This is a genomic window from Mucilaginibacter sp. (genome assembly GCF_028288185.1).
Taxonomy (GTDB): domain Bacteria; phylum Bacteroidota; class Bacteroidia; order Sphingobacteriales; family Sphingobacteriaceae; genus Mucilaginibacter.
In genome coordinates, this window is record NZ_JAQBOF010000027.1 from 243,504 (window position 1) to 261,126 (window position 17,623).

Below are 17,623 nucleotides of genomic sequence, written 5' to 3' on the forward strand. Positions count from 1 at the left end.
TTAAAAATCAAATTTTAACCTAACACGCACACCAAGCGGAGAAACATTTGGATGATCTAAATAATTAAATCGCTTAACCATGTCAACACGTATAAATTTAAAAATATTTTCCACACCAACGCTACCTTCAATATAAGGCGTATCACCTAGCGAATAAGTTATAGGCTGACCTGTACTTGTTACCGGGAATTGATATAAAGACGGATGCAGCGCTGGATTGTTTTCGTCACTCAATTTTCCATAAATAGCTTTAAATGATGCAACCTCACGTAGCTTAAGTTTTTGAAACAGCGGGATCTTGTTGAAGAAGAAACCCATAAAATGCTGATCAATATTTACGGCAACATATCTATCACTCACAAACTCCAGGAAGTTCATTAAGTTATACGAATAAAGGTCGTAAGCGTAGGTTTGGTTAGCACGGAAGATGGTTAATAATGGATAAGGAACTTGTCCTATTACTTTACCGCCTTCGACAAAAGCATCAAAATAACCAAATTGCGACAGGTATGTACGCCTGTCCACACGTGCATGCAAGCTTTGATAATTGTAAGCCGCCCCAAATGCGCCCTTAAAACCTTTGGTATAATCAAAACTAAGTATCGGATATTTACTTGGGATTGGTACACGGTATATTTTACCCTGGTAAAACTTCTCGTTTGGCGCGTAACGTAAGTTTAATGATGCTTCTGATGTAGTAAGATCATTTATATTACCCGTGTTGTTTATAAAGTACAGTGATCCCGCAGGTGATTGTGTCCATTTCTTTAACGTAACCGTGTAAGAGAAATGGCTTTCGAACTCATGCACATAATCGAACTTATAAAAATCATTATACAGGTACTTATCGTTTACACCCCGTTTAAATGATAGCAAGAAATTATCCTGCTGCACAAATTGTAAAGCGGCTCCCGGTATCTTGGTATCGCGCTGAAAACTGGCCCTTATATAATTTTGCGGGAACTTGTATATAGACTTATCATTGATAGAATATGTGGCGCTTAAAAAGCCCTTCCATTTTTGATCTTTAAAACCATAAGCCGCGTACGTTTCAAAATAATAACGCTTGCTTAATTCGGGTGTTGTACGGCCACCAAAACGTAATTTTAAACCCTCTATAGGGTTAAAGCTATAAAACGCGTTTGACGGGCCAATCTCGAATGTATTGAATGATTTATAGCCTGCCAATAACAAAGTCGCTATATCCAACGTACGCTGAAACGACTTCATGTGCGATAAGCTGTCGATATTTTTATAAACTTTAGATTCGGCTGTAGTTAACGTATCTAAACGGTTTTGTGTCCAAAATTGCTCACTTCTATGCGATACCTCGTCGGATACTGCTATGTCCTCGGCACCGGTTATGTAGGCTGTATCAGGGCGCTGTTTATTTACAGCATAGCTTTTATAAGTAAGCGTACGTATACCAAAGAAACCGCCTGCATTCTTTTTGCCCACCCCAAAATCTGCCAGGGTATTGCTTTTGCTCAAGTGATAACGACCATCCGGATTTTGCTCGAAATCCAGGTTAACAGTCATCGACTTAACAAAGTTAAGATTGATGTTTTTATTGATACCTAAATTGGCTTTCTGTACCGCGTAATTGCTATCCAGCGTAATGTATATCTTGCCTTCAAAAAGCATGTCCTGGGTATTGCGTGGCGTAAAGCTTAGCTCAACCAGTTTCTTATTATCCTCGGTTACAACAGTATCGGTAATAAAGTATTTGTAAAAAGTAGGGGCGCCATTAGCTATCGGGCTTAAAAAGTTATTGGTGATAAGGTTGATACTATTATCATAAATATCAACTTTGCCATACATGTATTTAAAAAACTGGCCAACACCTTCGTTATCTATCGATCCGCCAAAGTCAACATTTCTTTGTCCTAGTATTACAGTTCTTTCTTTCTCCGGATTTTTACGATAGTAGTATTGCGATATCTTTTCATCCAAAAATACGGGTAATAAATTTTTGCCCGGTACGGTGGTAGTGTCGCGGTTATCTAAAACAAATTTGTATTTACGAAAAAATTTCTTCTCGGCAATTTTTGTAGAAAGGTTAGCGATAGAAAACTGCATTTTATCGTATTCTTTATATTCTACATAGTTATAACTCTCCGGGCGGTTTTTATCTCTGTGCGCTATAACCTGGCGTATCAGCTCAACAGCCGGGTTACCTTTATTACGGTAACGTGGTTTTTTACCTGCTTTTACCTCAACCTCGGTCAACTCTTGTTGCAAAGGCATCATTTTAACGTTTATAACCTGTGCCTTGCCGGCAACTATGTTAATATAAACATCTTTATAACCTATAAATGAAGCTTTAAGCTGGCTGATAGGTTTATCGGATACTATAGAATAGCGGCCTTCATTGTCGGTACGGCCACCAACATGGCTTCCGGCAACACCAATACTTACAAATGGCATTGGTTCATTATTTTTAGTGCCGCCATCGGTTACAACACCTGTAACACGGGTAGCCTGGGCAAATAATGATGAGGTATAAAATAATAAGAAAGCTACAAATGAAAACTTCCTGAATAAACTTTTAAAATCCATGTACGTTTTAAATACAAACTTGTCTGTATTGCTATTCTCCTACAATCCACGCTTATTTTGAATAATAAGTTTAGATGTAAGTAAAATACGGCTAAATAAGCGCGCAATCAAGTTTGATAACAGGAGGCAAAGGTACAGAAATCCGATAGACTTCTGTGGTCAAAAAGTCAAATAGCTGGATGGGGTTAACATAATTTAACAGGTTTTACTAAATTTTGACATTAAGTAAATTTAACCATACTATTAACTGTAAAATTATATTAGCGTATAGGCCAGCTAACATGTCATCGGCCATAACTCCCCAGCCACCGGGAAGGGCTTCGAGCCGCCTGATAAATAGGGGTTTTAAAATATCAAAGAACCTGAAAAGGATAAATCCAATCAGGACATAGGGGATAGTTACCGGTACAAAAAGCAGGCTTACAAACATACCTGCTACTTCGTCAATAACCACACGGCCATGATCTTTACCCCAAATGGGTTCAACCTTATTGCCGCTCCAAATACCTAAGGCGGTTATTACAAGTGTAACTAATACTGAAGGAATTATGGGTGGATACTTGCCTGCCCAAAGCAAATACCAGCATATACAAGCAAAAAAGGCCGCTATTGTGCCAACACCTTTACCTAAGTATCCGATGCCAAAAACAGTAGCGGCCAGTTTATGAAAAAGCATTTATTTTATCTTGCTTCAACCAGTTCTTCGTAATAATCTAAGCCCAGGTGGGTTATCAGATCTTCGCCCATTAAGTAGCGTAACGTGTTTTCCAGTTTTATTAATTGTTTAAATATATCATTTTCTGCAGGTAAACCCGGCGCAGTTTGCGGCGATTTTAAATAGAATGATAACCACTCCTGCACGCCACTCATACCAGCTCTTTTGGCAAAATCACTAAACAAAGCCAAATCCAATGCGATAGGCGCAGCTAAGATAGAATCACGGCAAAGAAAATTGATCTTGATTTGCATTTTATAACCTAACCAGCCAAAAATGTCAATATTATCCCAGCTCTCTTTGTTATCGCCATGCGGAGGGTAATAGTTAATGCGGATCTTGTGGAAGATGTCGCCATACAATTCAGGATTATCTTCCGGTTTAAAAATATCCTCTAACACGCCTAATTTTGATACTTCCTTAGTTTTAAAATTATCCGGATCATCCAATACCAAACCATCACGATTACCTAAAATATTGGTAGAGAACCAACCATTAACACCTAATGAGCGTGCAGCAAGGCCCGGCGCTAAAATAGTTTTCATTAAAGTTTGGCCGGTTTTAAAATCTTTACCGGCGATTGGGGTTTCAGTGATTCTTGCCAATTCAATTAACGCGGGTATGTCTACCGTTAAGTTTGGCGCACCGTTAGTGAACGGTATACCTAGTTTTAGAGCCGCGTAAGCATAGATCATGCTTGGCGCAATTAACTTGTCGTCAGCTTTTAATCCGGCTTCAAATTTATCAAGTGTGCTATGTACGTCTGATGCTTCGTAATAGATCTCGGTTGATCCGCACCAAACTAATACAATGCGGTCAAGCCCATTTGTTTCTTTAAAGTTTTGGATATCCTCCATAACTTGTTGGGCCAGCTCATAACGGGTACCGGTTTTAACGTTAGTAGCGGTAAGGTTTTTAGCGTAATTTTGATCAAATGCCGCGGTCATCGGCTTTATTTTCTCCAATTCATCTTTAACAGCATACAATAACCCAGCTTCCAAAACTTTAGCATTCATTGCCGACTCGTAAACGTTGTCCGTATATACGTCCCATCCACCCCATACAATGTCATTTAGATTTGCCAACGGCACAAAGTCTTTAATTTTGGGGCGACGGTTTTCTGTACGCTTGCCCAGGCGGATAGAACCCATTTGGGTTAATGAGCCTATCGGCTGTGATATGCCTTTCTTTACGGCCTCAACACCGGCAATTAGGGTAGTTGCTACTGCGCCAAGTCCGGGCAGTAAAATGCCAAGTTTACCCTCGGCAGGTTTAATGTTGTTTTTCATGATGTAAATTTATATGTAGATAGATAGTTTGTATTAAAGCCATTTGTTGGCCCTGTACCATTGAAGGGTTTCATGTAAACCTTTCTCCAATGTGTATTGCGGATAAAATCCCAGGTCCTGCTTTGCAAGCTCAATACTGCATGACCAGTTAACAGCAGTTAACTCATCTAGTTTTTCAAGATTTAATATAGGGGCTATATTTCTCAAAGAACTCACTTTTTCTGATATACCGGCAATTAATTTCACAAAATTTACCAAAAGATGAAACTTCACGGTTTTAACAGCTAGTATTTGTTTTGTTTGACGGCCTAATTCGTACCGGTCATAAAAATTATCATCGCTTAAATTGTAGGTTTTTTTATCACCGCCATATAATGCCCTTATACTTGCTTTTGCCAGATCCACTACATAAATAAAGCTTAGCTTTTGTGGCGCGCGGCCTATATAAGGCTCCATACGATTACTTATCTGTTTAAAGAAAATAAATATGCCCGTGTCGCGTGGGCCGTAAACCGCCGTTGGCCTTAGTATGGTGAAGTTAAGGCTTTTAATTGCTTTTAATTTTCCTTCGGCCAATAGTTTACTTTTTCCATAAGCCGTAATAGGGTTGGGGTAGGTTTCTTCGGTAATAATGCCGTTTAATGCTTTGAGCGGACCGATAGCAGCAAGGCTACTTATTAAAACAAACTTTTTAAAGCTGGGTAATTCAGTAGCCGCCTGCGCAAGGTTAGCTGTATAAACCGCGTTTACGGTATCATACTCTTCGGCAGATATTGCGCGGGTAATACCGGCGGCATGTATTATATAGTTATACTGCTTTTCAATGAGTTCTTTTTTTAAGGAATCCAGGTCGCTGTAATCTAAATAAACGTATTGGATGTCCAGATCTTTAAGATGATCTAACCGGCTACTTTTTCTAACCGCCGCAAATACTTCAAGGTTGTTTTGTAACGCTTCAATTATCAGATGGTACCCAACAAAGCCACTTGCACCTGTTATTAAAACCTTTTCTTTCATATTTGTTTTTGATACAAACGGTACTTTTTATAAGGATCACCTTTTATGGCTATGATAGCCTCGTTGATCAGCGTGTTATTTTCCAGCGTCCAACCCGCTTCGGCCCATTTAAGGCCTCTGGCTGTGTAGTTTTTAATTATAGTGCCATATAATACAGCCTCTATACCCATTTTACGATAACCATCAATCACACCTAAGGCATAAATGCGCAGACTTTGTATCTTTTTTTTGCCGAATAACAACTTAAATATCCCGGTAGGGAATAAGCGGCCTTTTTTTATGGTTTTAAAAATTTCATTATAATTAAGCAGTGCCAGACCAAAGGCTACAATTTTCCCATCCTGTTCTGCAACCAGGGCAAAGTCAGGGTCGAGGATCAATTTAAGGTCTTTGGCCAGGTAATCAAATTCTTCGTCTGTTAGTGGTACAAAGCCGGTGTTTTGATCCCATGCCGAATTATACACCTCGCGCAGTTTAACGGTTTCTTCTTTAAAGTTTTTCAAGTCTACCTTACGGATGACGATATTATTGCGTTTTAAACGTTCCTGTAAGGCATTCAATAATCTTACTGATTTATCATCATAATTATTACCATCCCAATGCCAGGCTATCAAATCCACATCTTTTGCAAAACCAAAGCCTTCAATTAATTGTGCGTAATAAGCCGCGTTGTAGGTTTGCATTAATACCGGCGGACTATCAAAACCCTCAACCAATAAACCACATGGCTCATTGGTCGAAAAATTTACCGGCCCTAAAAACTTGCCGGTAATTTCTTCTTTTTTAAGCCAGTCTGTTGCCGTTTTAAATAACAAGTTAGCAGTCTCCTGGTCGTTTATACAATCAAAAAATCCAAAAAAACCATCGTTAACCTTATTGTACTCATTATGGGCATTGTTTAATATCGCAGCAATACGGCCAACTATTTTATCGCCATCATATGCTAAAAAGCATTGCAGTTTATTGTGTTTATGAAATGGATGCTTGGTTAACAGATCGCGTTGCGCTATAAATAATTCGGGAACGTAGTTTGGATCGTCCTTATACAGATCATGCGGGAAATCAATAAATGCGGAAAGCTCGCTTTTTGAATTTACAGGAACTATCTTTTTCATGCGGATGGCAAAATTTATTGGCTATATATAAAAAATGCGGCTATCTGTTAAAAATAGCCGCACCTTATATTGTGTGTTAATTATATTTTCTCTTTAACGTGAAGCTCAACGCCTACATCTTTGAAGGCTTTGGTAATTTTCTCAACAGCTTCCTCAATTTGCGCGAAAGTATGCGTTGCCATTAATGAGAAACGCAGCAAAGATGAGTCTGAAGGAACGGCCGGTGACACAACCGGGTTAACAAACACACCTGATGATTGCAGGTGTTTAGTCACCAGGAAAGTTTTATCATTATCTCTAACATATATAGGTAGGATAGGGCTTTCTGTTGGGCCAAGGTCAAAACCTTCGTCCAATAAAAGTTTCATTGCATAGTTGGTATTATCCCAAAGTTTTTGGATACGCTCTGGCTCTGATTCAATGATATCTAATGCTGCAATAACACTGGCTACAGAGCCCGGTGTCATACTTGCGCTAAACATTAGTGAGCGTGCGCGGTGTTTCATATAATCAATAGTATCATGATCGGCAGCTATAAAACCACCTAATGATGCTAATGATTTACTGAATGTTCCCATTATCAGGTCAACATCATCAGTTAAATTAAAGTGTGACGCAGTACCTGCACCGTTATAGCCAATAACACCTAAACTATGTGCATCGTCAACCATAATGTTTACACCATATTTATCAGCCAGCTCAACAATTTCAGGTAATTTAACAATATCACCTTCCATGCTGAATATACCATCAACCGCAATAACTTTTACCGACTCTTCTGGCAGCATGCTTAGTTTGCGTTCCAGATCGGCCATATCATTGTGTGCGTATTTAATAACTTTTGAAAACGAAAGACGGCTGCCGTCAATTAAAGAGGCGTGGTCATATTCGTCTAGTATCAAATAGTCATTCCTGCCGGTCACACATGATAAAACACCCAGGTTAACCTGGAAACCTGTACTAAATAATACAGCATCTTCTTTACCTACGTATGTAGCCAGTTTTTTCTCTAATTCAACATGTATATCAAGTGTGCCATTCAAAAATCTTGATCCCGCGCATCCCGTTCCGTATTTGTCAATTGCTTTTTTTGATGCTTCTTTGATCTTAGGATGATTGGTAAGACCTAAGTAAGAGTTAGAGCCAAACATTAATACACGCTTGCCATCTATTATTACTTCTGTATCCTGTCCAGACTCAATAGGCCTAAAGTAAGGATACAGTCCTTTCTCCCTGATCATTGCTGCATCTTTAAATTGCGCAATCTTGTCATGTAGTTTTTTAACCATGTATTAACCCTGCTTAAATTTTTTGTAAAAATACCATGAATAAGTTTATAACCTATATTTAGTATGTAATTTTTTTTAACATTCCGTTTTCTTCTCAAAACGTAATGATCTTCCCACTCGGCAAATTAATTAAATTTTTTGTTTATTTAGTGCCTATATTTTTCCTTTTTTTCAAAAAAGTTGTAAAAACATGATTATTCATAGGTATTTTGTAGTATTTACGTAAAAATATTGTGCATCATTTCTATTTAAATTTAAATACCTCATATTCGCATTTCCTAATTATTAAAACTAAACAAAGGCTCAATTTATTGCCTTTATTTTTTGTTTATCAGATCTACCGATCATTCTATCACATGAAAAAATTACAATTATTGTTGATAATTAATTTTGCATTAATTTTAAATACTACCCCTATTTTTGCTCAAACTGTTACCGATACCATACCGAATATTATAACATTAAAACAAAGTATACTTTTTGCTTTACGCAATCAACCTGTGGTAAGACAGGCTTCGATCGATGAGCAGATCAATGAACGCGACATACGTATTGGTTTATCAGGATGGTTGCCGCAATTAAATTCATCAGCAAGTTACAATCATTATTTTAAGGGTAGCCCGGTAGCTTCTACCACACCCGGAATTGTATCCGGCATCGATGAGTATTCAAGCTTAGGCTTACAAGCCAGCCAGGTTATCTATAATAATGATGTATTGTTAGCGTCAAAAACAGCTAATTACTCCCGGTTATATTATAAGCAAAATGAACAAAGCAGCCAGATCAACGTAGTATCTGATGTGAGTAAAGCTTTTTTTGATGTGCTGTTATCGCAAAAACAATTAAATATTATTAATGAGGATATAGTACGTTTACAAAGAAGTTTAAAGGATGCTTACAACCGCTATCAGGCTGGTGTTGTTGATAAAATAGATTATAAACAAGCTACGATTGCCCTTAATAATGAATTAGCCACCCGCAAGCAAACCGCCGAAACCATTAACAGCAAGCTGGCTTATTTAAAGCAGATAATGGGCGTTAATCCTAAATACGATATTATATTGTCATATGATTCGACCAGTTACGAAAAGGAAGCTTACATAGATACTAATCAAACATTAAATATAAATAACCGCATAGAGTATCAGTTACTACAAACACAAAAAAACCTTAAAAACATTAATGTAGATTATTATCGCTGGGGTTTCTTACCATCAATATCAGCCATTGGCAATTATAATTTAGTTTATTTAAACAGTCGCTTTTCTGATCTTTACAGTAAGGCTTTCCCCAGCGCTTACGCGGGTCTGTCATTATCGTTACCTATTTTTCAGGGGACAAGGCGTTTGCAGAATTTAAGCAAAGCCAGGTTACAGGTGCAGCGTACGGATTTGGATATTGTTAATTCGCAAAACACGATTAACACGGAATATATACAAGCGATGGCCGGCTATAAAAGCAATTACACTAACTGGCAAACGCTTAAACAAAATGTCGACCTTGCAAAAGATGTTTACAACGTAGTAAGTCTGCAATACCGTGAAGGTGTTAAAACTTATCTTGATGTTATTATTGCGCAATCAGATCTGCGGACATCCGAGTTGAATTATTATAATTCGCTTTTTCAGTTACTATCAAGCAAGATTGATCTGAAAAAAGCATTAGGTATGCTTAGCGTCGAATAAAAATATTACTAGATAACTACTGTATCCCCTGGCAGTTATGATATAACGAACAACAACAATTACCTCCTATAATGAAAAAAAAATCCATTTTTTGGTTAGCTCCAATGGCAATGTTAGCATGGGCATCATGTAAAGACGATGCAACAAAGCAAGTTGCCCCACCGCCGACACCCGTAAATATTACCGAAGCTAAAACCGGCGATGCGGTTTATTACGATCAATACCAGGCAACGGTAGTATCATTAAATAATGTGGAGCTGCGCAGTCAGGTATCTGGTTTTATAACCGGTATATTTTTTAAAGAGGGCGATGTTGTTACCAAAGGTAAACCGCTTTATGAAATTGACAGGCGCAAGTTTCAAGATGCCCTGGTGCAAGCGCAAGCTAATTTAGCCAATGCCAATGCTAATTTAACTAAAGCTCAAAAAGATGTTGACCGATACAATATGTTATTAAAAAACGACGCGGTTGCACGCCAAACAGTTGACCAGGCGACTGCTGTTTATGAAACAAGCAGGGGCCAGGTGGCGGTTGCTAAGGCAGCTGTCGCATCTGCCAAAACAGATCTTTCTTACGCTACCATTACAGCGCCGGTTACCGGTCGTATTGGTATATCGCAAGTTAGATTAGGTTCGCAGATTAGTGCTGGAACTACCTTATTAAATACAGTATCAAGCGAAAACCCAATAGGTGTTGATGTGGTAATTAATGAGCAGGACATTAACCGTTTTTATGATCTCCAAAAAAACAATACTGATTCTACATTTAGATTGCAGCTATCTGATGGGGTTACAATCTACAACGAACCAGGTAAAATTTTAGCTATCGACAGGGGGGTTAACAACCAAACCGGCTCAATTAGAGTTAGGGTACAATTCCCTAATCAGCAAGCCTTATTAAAGGATGGCATGAGTGGTGTACTTAGGGTATTGAATAATAAATCGGGCGACCGGGTAATTATACCATACAGAGCTGTTACCGAGCAAATGGGCGAGTTTTTTGTATTTGTAACCAAGGATACTACTATGGCCGCTAAAAAGGATACCATTGCCTTGCAACGTAAAGTAACCCTGGGGCCTCGCTTAAATGATAAGGTAGTAATAATGTTGGGTATTAAACCAGGTGATATGATTATTACAGACGGTTTTCAACGTTTGCGCGATAGTGGCATGGTTACAACAGGTGCGGCACCGATGCCTGCAAAAAAATAATTACGGGTACTTTAAATACATTTTTAGATGATCGCAGAGACCTTTATAAAAAGACCCGTTACCGCAATTGTTATTTCGATAGTAATTGTGATAGTTGGTATTTTGGCTATAACCAGTTTACCAATTGGGCAATACCCCGAAATTACCCCGCCAACAGTTACAATAACAGGTAACTACACAGGCGCGGATGCGCTTACGGTTGAGCAAACCGTAGCCACCCCAATTGAAAGCCAGGTTAACGGCACACCGGGTATGACTTACCTGCAAAGTAATAGTACTAATAACGGTGCATTAAGCATGACCGCCAATTTTGAAGTAGGTACCGATATTAACATAGCCGCGCTTGATGTACAAAACCGTGTTGGTATTGCTACACCAACACTGCCGCAAGAGGTGCAGCGTTTGGGCCTTACAGTCCGCAAAAAAAATCCGAGTATATTAATGCTGGTGGCAATCTATTCGCCAACCGGGGTTCATAACGTTACCTTTTTAGATAACTATGCCAACGTATTTATAAAGGATGCCTTATTACGTGCCAAGGGTGTTGGTGACGTGGTATCACGTGCGGATGATTTTAGTATGCGTATTTGGCTAAAGCCGGATAAGTTGGCTGCATTAGGTATGACCCCCGCCGATGTAACTGCCGCGCTTAATGAGCAGAACGCGCAAGTTGCCGCTGGTACCGTAGGTGCCACCCCCCAACAGCATGGACAAACCTTTGAATACTCTGTATTGGTAAAGGGCCGTTTAGCCAAGCCGGAAGAGTTTGGTAATGTGATTGTTCGTACACAGCCCGGTACAGGCGCGGTGGTGCATTTAAAAGATGTTGCCCGTATTGAGTTAGGTAAGTTTAACTATGCCGGTAACTCATTTGTTGATGGTAAACGGTCATCATATCTTTTAGTTTACCAGGCTCCAAATAGCAACGCGGTTGAAACTGCTGATGCTGTATATGCTACGATGACTGAGTTGAAAAAATCTTTTCCGGCAGGTATTGACTATGTGGTACCGTTTGAGGCTGTTACTGTAGTAAAGGTATCCATACATGAGGTTATTCAAACATTAGTTATCGCATTGATACTGGTTATTATCGTGGTGTTTTTATTCCTGCAAAGCTGGCGTACAACATTAATCCCGGTATTGGCTATTCCGGTATCTATTATAGGAACGTTTATATTCTTTATACCTCTGCACTTTACTATTAACACACTTACGCTGTTTGGCTTTGTGCTGGCAATTGGTATTGTGGTTGATGATGCCATTGTGGTAGTAGAAGCCGTACAGCATTATATGGACGAGAAAGGTATGTCGCCGGCTGATGCGACTTTACACGCCATGCGTGATATATCGGCACCGGTAATTGCCATCGCGTTAATATTGGCCGCGGTGTTTGTGCCGGTAGGTTTTATACCGGGTATTGTGGGTAGGTTATACCAGCAGTTTGCAATAACTATAGCTATATCTGTATTGATCTCGGCATTTGTGGCTTTATCATTAACACCGGCTTTATGTACGCTATTACTTAAACCCCATAAGCTGGATAAAAAATCTAAAGGGCTTGATAAATTCTTCTTTAAATTTAATAGCTGGTTTGAGCGTGTCACAGGTAAATACCATAATGGAGTTCATCTAGGGATAAAAAATTCCAAATTTGTTATTATCGTACTGGTCTGTATTGTTATGGGCACTATCCTGCTCTTTAAAAAAAAACCTACCGGTTTTATACCAATTGAAGACGAAGGCCGTATTTATATTACTTATGATCTGCCCGAAGGTTCATCAACCGAGCGCACAGTAGCCTTGTTACATACCATGATGGATACGCTTAATAAGATACCCGAAGTAGCTCATTACGCTGCCTTGGGGGGATTAAACGTGGTTAGCTTTGCCTCCAAATCAAACAGCGCTACCATATTTGTACAGCTAAAAAAATGGGATGAACGTAAATTAACATCATTACAATTAAAAGATAAACTGGATAAAAAACTAGCTATTTTTAAAGAAGCCAACGTAAAAGTTATAACTCCGCCGGCAATACCTGGCTTGGGTAGCACGGCCGGTTTTTCTTTTATGTTAGAAGAAAAACAAGCTGGAGGTGATATAAAAAACTTTGAAGCCGTACTAAATAACTTCATTGCCGCATTAGCCAAACGGCCAGAGATAGGCAAGGGCAAGCAAGGGCCATATTCTTTCTTTACCGCCAAAACACCGGCTTATCAGTTGACTATTGACCGTGAAAAAGCTAAGCGACTTGGCGTACAATTGTCAGATGTTAATAATGCCCTGCAAACCTATATGGGGAGTGCTTATATAAATGACTTTACCATTTATGGTCGTAATTTTAGGGTACTGGCGCAAGCTGATACCAATTACCGTACCAATATGGATAATTTGGGGCAGTACTTTGTGCGTAATTCGGCAGGAGGGATGGTACCGTTAAGTACCATAACCTCGTACAAAATGATAGAGAATGCACCGTTGATATCACATTATAATCTATTCAGATCTGCCGAAGTAGGTGGCAGCCCGGCCGAAGGATATAGTAGTGGTGATGCCTTAAATGCGTTAGAAGAAGTTGCCGCACAAAATCTGCCACAAGGTTTTGGCTATGAGTTTTCGGGTTTAAGTCGCGAGGAAAAATTATCCGGCTCTAAAACTGTTTACATTTTTGCTTTATCTATTTGCTTTGTGTTTTTATTCCTGGCCGCATTGTATGAGAGCTGGTCGGTGCCGTTCTCGGTTTTGTTAGCCGTACCATTGGGTGCATTCGGGGCCATATTGTTCCTCTCGTTTAATAAATCGTTAGCTGATAATATTTACGCGCAAATAGGTTTAATAACACTCATTGGTTTGGCGGCCAAAAATGCCATCCTGATAGTAGAGTTTGCCAAAGAACGGGTAGATGCGGGTATGGAATTAGAGAAAGCCACATTAGAAGCTGTTAAGCTGCGTTTACGGCCTATCATCATGACATCGCTTGCCTTTATATTGGGTGTCGCGCCATTGCTATTTGCATCGGGTGCGGGTGCCGAGGCTCGTAAAACATTGGGATTTACCGTATTTGGCGGTATGCTTGCCGCGACATCACTGGCTATATTTATAGTGCCGGTGCTGTTTTTTCTGATTACACGCTTTGCTTACGGGAAAGAGAAACTGGCCGAATTGCAGAAAAACTACAAAGAAGATCCGGAAGTACTGCATTAATATTTATTCCATAAAAACAAAAAACGCTCTTGGTATTATCAAGAGCGTTTTTTGTTTACTATACCACTTTTTTATTGCGATGGTAATGTTTTTGTATAGATATTGGTACAGTTTACCGGTATTTGTTAGATTATTCAAGGCATAAAAAGTCACCTGGGTTTAATGGTAAAACAAGTTTAAAACTTAAATCGCCCCTATATTTTAACATTATTTTAATATAGATGCAGATATGAATTATTAAACTATTGCAACTCATTATCAGCCTTTAAGCAACTAACAATTGTTAATAACTACGTTAGTTTTTCTGTATAAACCTTCCTCTTTAAATGTTAAATAATTAAAAAACCGGCATACTGGCAAAGTATTTGTTTAAGTGCAGTTATAATAATTTATCTATTTACTTATTTACTAAAGAGAATCACAACAATGAAAAAGTTAACAAAATTAGCAGCTGCAGCATTAACGGGTGTGGCACTATTAATCGGAACAAATGTAAACGCGCAAACTACTCCATCTAGTAAATTGCGTTTTGGTATAGGACTAGAAGCAGGTGCACCAACAGGAAATGCACACACGACCTCAAATTTTGAATTAGGCGGTACCGGACGTTTACAATACGGAACTAGCGACCATTTTGCTTTAACCCTTACATCAGGTTATTATAATTTCTTCGGAAAAGATTATACAGTAGGTACTGCTACAATTAATGGCCCAAGCTATGGCTTAGTACCGGTAAAAGTTGGTTTGAAAGCTTTCTTTTCTAACAATGTATATTTTTCAGCAGAAGCTGGTGCAGGTTTTGAAACAAAAGGTTCTAAAAACACTAAGTTGATCTTAGCTCCGGGTTTAGGTTGGGCTAACAGTAAATGGGATGTCGGTGTACGTTACGAAGACTTCTCTGGCCAAAGCAATAGCTACGGCTTAGTAGGCTTACGTTTAGCTTATGGATTTGAATTGTAATTACAATAAGCAAATATCCCCCACCAAATGTGGGGGATATTTGCTTTAACCCCTGAAAGGGTTTTTGAATAAATATTTATTAAGGTTGGTGGATTTAACCATTGACATACACCAAAAACACCCCTCCCGTTAGGAAGAGGTGTTTTTTAATCAGCAGCAAATCTGTAAGCCGGGTTCTGTATTGCCGAATGGCAATTTCTATCATTAATCTGGTCCTGTCATTGCTGACAGGCTTAAACAACCTACCCATCACGACGGCCCTGATTACTCAAGGCAGGGAGCGAGCCGCCCCACTTTCGTGACCTATTTGGTTTTTCAACTCCTGAGGTTTACCGCGATCCCGATCGCCCGGAAAAGCCGTGAGCTCTTACCTCACGTTTTCACCCTTACCTTTGCAGGCGGTTTATTTTCTGTGGCACTTGCTGTCGCCCGATGCGGGCGCCTTCCCGTTAGGAAGCAGGATGCTCTATGTTGCCCGGACTTTCCTCCGCTTTAGCCGTAGGCCAAAGCAGCGATAGAACGTTTTGCAGCGTAAAGGTAGGTATTTAGTCACGAAGCAATGTTGGTTTAATTAAAACTGCGTAAATAATCTTCTAGATCTGATAGTAATCTATTTTCTTGGAATCGATATACCAACCAAAACCAAATCAAAACTACCGGAAATATGAAATTTGTCCATAAAGGGACATTGACATTACCGAATGCTTCATATAGAATAAATACAAACCAAAAAAAGCCAATAAGTTTTAATTCTATTCTCGTTCTGGTTGAAAGAACGACATTAACCTTAGATTCATTAATAGAAGTAAATGAACCATATATCTTTATCCCATCCACAAAAAACTCTGCTCCACTCAATGTTCCTACTGAATAATCAGACAGAAATTTATATCTATAACTATCAGTTTTTGATATAGAAAAGTCATAATCCGGACTTAACGATAATTTATTATTAGCTGTTTCAATAGAACAATTAATATCAAATTGTTTATGTATTAGAAATCTGCTTAACCAACTCATTTGATAAGGTTTTTATTTACATTTTGTCAAATCATCATCAATCATTTGCGCCGTAACAATCCCCATTTTATTACCGAAAGAATTGGTTATATATGTCAGAACCTCGGCTATTTCAATAGGGGACATGTCCATTGCAGGCATATCGCCTTCGAATGGTTTTTTGTTGATGATTAGGAGCTTGCCTTTTAGTCCGTATTTAACGATGCAGGGTAGTATGGCTTTATTGGCTATTAGGTAAACGGAGTCGGTAAGTGCAGGCATTAGAGCTGATAAACCCTGCCCATCCTTACCATGACAATTTTGACATTTGTTTTGATAGATAATACTGCCAATAGAATAATACCTGGCAAGAATTATCTGGTCATCGCTCTGGCAGGAGTAAAGCAATATGGCCATCAACAAGCCTATGCCCGATATTACTTTTAATTTCATTTACCGTTGATTTGGTCGGGCTCTGCTTTTAGTGTTTTAATATCCACTATCAGCTTGGTAACCTGTTCTGGCAGGGTGCCGTCATAGGTGCCGCGGATGCGTTTTTGCTTATCAACCAAAATAAAATAGCCATCGTGTATAAATAACTGTTTGGCATCTTCTTGTGGTTTGGTTACCAGGTAACTTTCTGATAGTTTATAAATATCTTCTTTCTTACCCTGCAACAACCACCAGGTATTGCCTGTAACGCCCAGTTTATCAGCATATTTCTTTAATATAGCTACGCTATCGTGTTTGGGGTCGATAGAGTAGGATATGATCTTAATATCTTTTTCTGCTTTAAATGCATCATACACATTCAGCATATTACGGTGCATTATCGGGCAGATGGATGGGCAGGTGGTAAAGAAAAAATCGGCCACATAAATATTACCGTCTAAACTTTTGTTGGTGATGCTATCGCCATATTGGTTAACCGTTTTAAAACCGGGGATGGTTTGGTAAACGGTATCTGTTACGGTTTTGCCATCGATAGTTTTAGTTACCGGGGTGCGGTTGCCATAAATAGGCAAGGCAGTTTGCCCGGCGTTAAATTTACACGCGCTATAAGTAAGGATGATAACAATTGCTGCAATTAATTTCTTCATCATTACTTTTTAAATGGTTTTAAATATTCGGTCGATTCTTTAACGGCGCCGGCAAGCAACGAGTCGACAGCTATAACCTGTTCTTTTTGTGCCGACAGGTATTTTATTATTTCCTCATGCGTTTTCCCTTTTTGTTCAGGGTCAAACTTTTGCATCCAGTTTTCCATAGCGCTATCGGCTTTAATTAGTTTTGAGCGTAAGTATGTAATTTTTTCTTTAGCCTCATTGTTTTTAGCCTCCAACAAAAGGGTATCCAGTTTCATTTTATTTTGCATCAGCTGTTCATCAACCCCCATTACTTTATCATGTATTTTAATAACATTATTTAAAATGGCTTTTTCATCAGCCTTAGAGTCTTTACAAGCGTTTAACGCCAGTATTGCAAATGCAAACAGGTATATCTTCTTCATAATTATTGTGTGATCTGTATCGGCCCCAAAATTACATTAATACGGATCTTATTGTCAACATCGCCGGTAA

14 protein-coding genes and 1 other RNA gene are annotated in these 17,623 nt (G+C 38.9%); 4 read left to right on the forward strand and 11 right to left on the reverse strand.

Annotated features, from left to right (window positions below):
* From JWQ34_RS11410 to JWQ34_RS11435, 6 genes are all read right to left on the reverse strand, one after another.
* On the reverse strand, positions 1–2,559 hold the full coding sequence (locus JWQ34_RS11410) for a DUF5686 family protein (RefSeq protein WP_299357394.1): 2,559 nt from the start codon (positions 2,557–2,559) through the stop codon (positions 1–3).
* Positions 2,560–2,767: 208 nt separating this feature from the next.
* Positions 2,768–3,235, reverse strand: a complete 468-nt coding sequence (locus tag JWQ34_RS11415; RefSeq protein ID WP_299357395.1) for a phosphatidylglycerophosphatase A — start codon at positions 3,233–3,235, stop codon at positions 2,768–2,770.
* Positions 3,236–3,240: 5 nt separating this feature from the next.
* Positions 3,241–4,563, reverse strand: a complete 1,323-nt coding sequence (locus tag JWQ34_RS11420) for an inositol-3-phosphate synthase (RefSeq protein WP_299357396.1) — start codon at positions 4,561–4,563, stop codon at positions 3,241–3,243.
* Positions 4,564–4,596: 33 nt separating this feature from the next.
* On the reverse strand, positions 4,597–5,580 hold the full coding sequence (locus JWQ34_RS11425) for an NAD(P)-dependent oxidoreductase (protein WP_299357397.1): 984 nt from the start codon (positions 5,578–5,580) through the stop codon (positions 4,597–4,599).
* Entirely contained in the window at positions 5,577–6,695 is a 1,119-nt protein-coding gene (locus JWQ34_RS11430) for a hypothetical protein (RefSeq protein ID WP_299357398.1), read from the reverse strand. Before JWQ34_RS11430 ends, JWQ34_RS11425 begins: the two co-directional genes overlap by 4 nt.
* 80 nt (positions 6,696–6,775) lie before the next feature.
* Positions 6,776–7,984 carry a pyridoxal phosphate-dependent aminotransferase family protein gene (locus tag JWQ34_RS11435; RefSeq protein WP_299357399.1) on the reverse strand — a complete coding sequence of 403 codons (1,209 nt, stop codon included), beginning with the start codon at positions 7,982–7,984 and terminating at the stop codon, positions 6,776–6,778.
* A 356-nt stretch (positions 7,985–8,340) separates the two neighbouring features.
* Between JWQ34_RS11435 and JWQ34_RS11440 the strand changes: the two genes are divergently transcribed.
* From JWQ34_RS11440 to JWQ34_RS11455, 4 genes are all read left to right on the forward strand, one after another.
* Entirely contained in the window at positions 8,341–9,669 is a 1,329-nt protein-coding gene (locus tag JWQ34_RS11440; RefSeq protein ID WP_299357400.1) for a TolC family protein, read from the forward strand.
* 71 nt (positions 9,670–9,740) lie between these two features.
* Complete coding sequence (locus JWQ34_RS11445; RefSeq protein WP_299357401.1) at positions 9,741–10,880, forward strand: efflux RND transporter periplasmic adaptor subunit; 1,140 nt, start codon at positions 9,741–9,743, stop codon at positions 10,878–10,880.
* 27 nt (positions 10,881–10,907) lie between these two features.
* Positions 10,908–14,084, forward strand: coding sequence for a multidrug efflux RND transporter permease subunit (locus JWQ34_RS11450; protein WP_299357402.1), 3,177 nt, complete (start codon positions 10,908–10,910; stop codon positions 14,082–14,084).
* Positions 14,085–14,510: 426 nt separating this feature from the next.
* Positions 14,511–15,044: a hypothetical protein gene (locus JWQ34_RS11455; RefSeq protein WP_299357403.1), complete on the forward strand. Its 534-nt coding sequence runs from the start codon at positions 14,511–14,513 to the stop codon at positions 15,042–15,044.
* A gap of 149 nt (positions 15,045–15,193) precedes the next feature.
* Here the strand turns inward: JWQ34_RS11455 and rnpB are convergent.
* The 5 genes from rnpB to JWQ34_RS11480 all read right to left on the reverse strand — a co-directional run bounded on the left by rnpB (position 15,194) and on the right by JWQ34_RS11480 (position 17,553).
* Positions 15,194–15,575: RNase P RNA component class A (rnpB, locus tag JWQ34_RS11460), an RNA gene on the reverse strand.
* A 36-nt stretch (positions 15,576–15,611) separates the two neighbouring features.
* Positions 15,612–16,064: a hypothetical protein gene (locus JWQ34_RS11465; RefSeq protein WP_299357404.1), complete on the reverse strand. Its 453-nt coding sequence runs from the start codon at positions 16,062–16,064 to the stop codon at positions 15,612–15,614.
* Positions 16,065–16,076: 12 nt separating this feature from the next.
* Positions 16,077–16,496 carry a cytochrome c gene (locus JWQ34_RS11470; RefSeq protein WP_299357405.1) on the reverse strand — a complete coding sequence of 140 codons (420 nt, stop codon included), beginning with the start codon at positions 16,494–16,496 and terminating at the stop codon, positions 16,077–16,079.
* The gene (locus JWQ34_RS11475; RefSeq protein ID WP_299357406.1) at positions 16,493–17,146 is read right to left on the reverse strand and encodes an SCO family protein; all 654 of its coding nucleotides are present in this window, start codon (positions 17,144–17,146) and stop codon (positions 16,493–16,495) included. Before JWQ34_RS11475 ends, JWQ34_RS11470 begins: the two co-directional genes overlap by 4 nt.
* Entirely contained in the window at positions 17,146–17,553 is a 408-nt protein-coding gene (locus tag JWQ34_RS11480) for a hypothetical protein (protein ID WP_299357407.1), read from the reverse strand. Before JWQ34_RS11480 ends, JWQ34_RS11475 begins: the two co-directional genes overlap by 1 nt.
* Positions 17,554–17,623: the final 70 nt, after the last annotated feature.

Bases quoted from the DNA above. Each gene is read 5' to 3' on its own strand.
- JWQ34_RS11410 (WP_299357394.1), bottom strand. From the start codon at position 2,559: ATGGATTTTAAAAGTTTATTCAGGAAGTTTTCATTTGTAGCTTTCTTA.
- JWQ34_RS11415 (WP_299357395.1), bottom strand. From the start codon at position 3,235: ATGCTTTTTCATAAACTGGCCGCTACTGTTTTTGGCATCGGATACTTA.
- JWQ34_RS11420 (WP_299357396.1), bottom strand. From the start codon at position 4,563: ATGAAAAACAACATTAAACCTGCCGAGGGTAAACTTGGCATTTTACTG.
- JWQ34_RS11425 (WP_299357397.1), bottom strand. From the start codon at position 5,580: ATGAAAGAAAAGGTTTTAATAACAGGTGCAAGTGGCTTTGTTGGGTAC.
- JWQ34_RS11430 (WP_299357398.1), bottom strand. From the start codon at position 6,695: ATGAAAAAGATAGTTCCTGTAAATTCAAAAAGCGAGCTTTCCGCATTT.
- JWQ34_RS11435 (WP_299357399.1), bottom strand. From the start codon at position 7,984: ATGGTTAAAAAACTACATGACAAGATTGCGCAATTTAAAGATGCAGCA.
- JWQ34_RS11440 (WP_299357400.1), top strand. From the start codon at position 8,341: ATGAAAAAATTACAATTATTGTTGATAATTAATTTTGCATTAATTTTA.
- JWQ34_RS11445 (WP_299357401.1), top strand. From the start codon at position 9,741: ATGAAAAAAAAATCCATTTTTTGGTTAGCTCCAATGGCAATGTTAGCA.
- JWQ34_RS11450 (WP_299357402.1), top strand. From the start codon at position 10,908: ATGATCGCAGAGACCTTTATAAAAAGACCCGTTACCGCAATTGTTATT.
- JWQ34_RS11455 (WP_299357403.1), top strand. From the start codon at position 14,511: ATGAAAAAGTTAACAAAATTAGCAGCTGCAGCATTAACGGGTGTGGCA.
- JWQ34_RS11465 (WP_299357404.1), bottom strand. From the start codon at position 16,064: ATGAGTTGGTTAAGCAGATTTCTAATACATAAACAATTTGATATTAAT.
- JWQ34_RS11470 (WP_299357405.1), bottom strand. From the start codon at position 16,496: ATGAAATTAAAAGTAATATCGGGCATAGGCTTGTTGATGGCCATATTG.
- JWQ34_RS11475 (WP_299357406.1), bottom strand. From the start codon at position 17,146: ATGATGAAGAAATTAATTGCAGCAATTGTTATCATCCTTACTTATAGC.
- JWQ34_RS11480 (WP_299357407.1), bottom strand. From the start codon at position 17,553: ATGAAGAAGATATACCTGTTTGCATTTGCAATACTGGCGTTAAACGCT.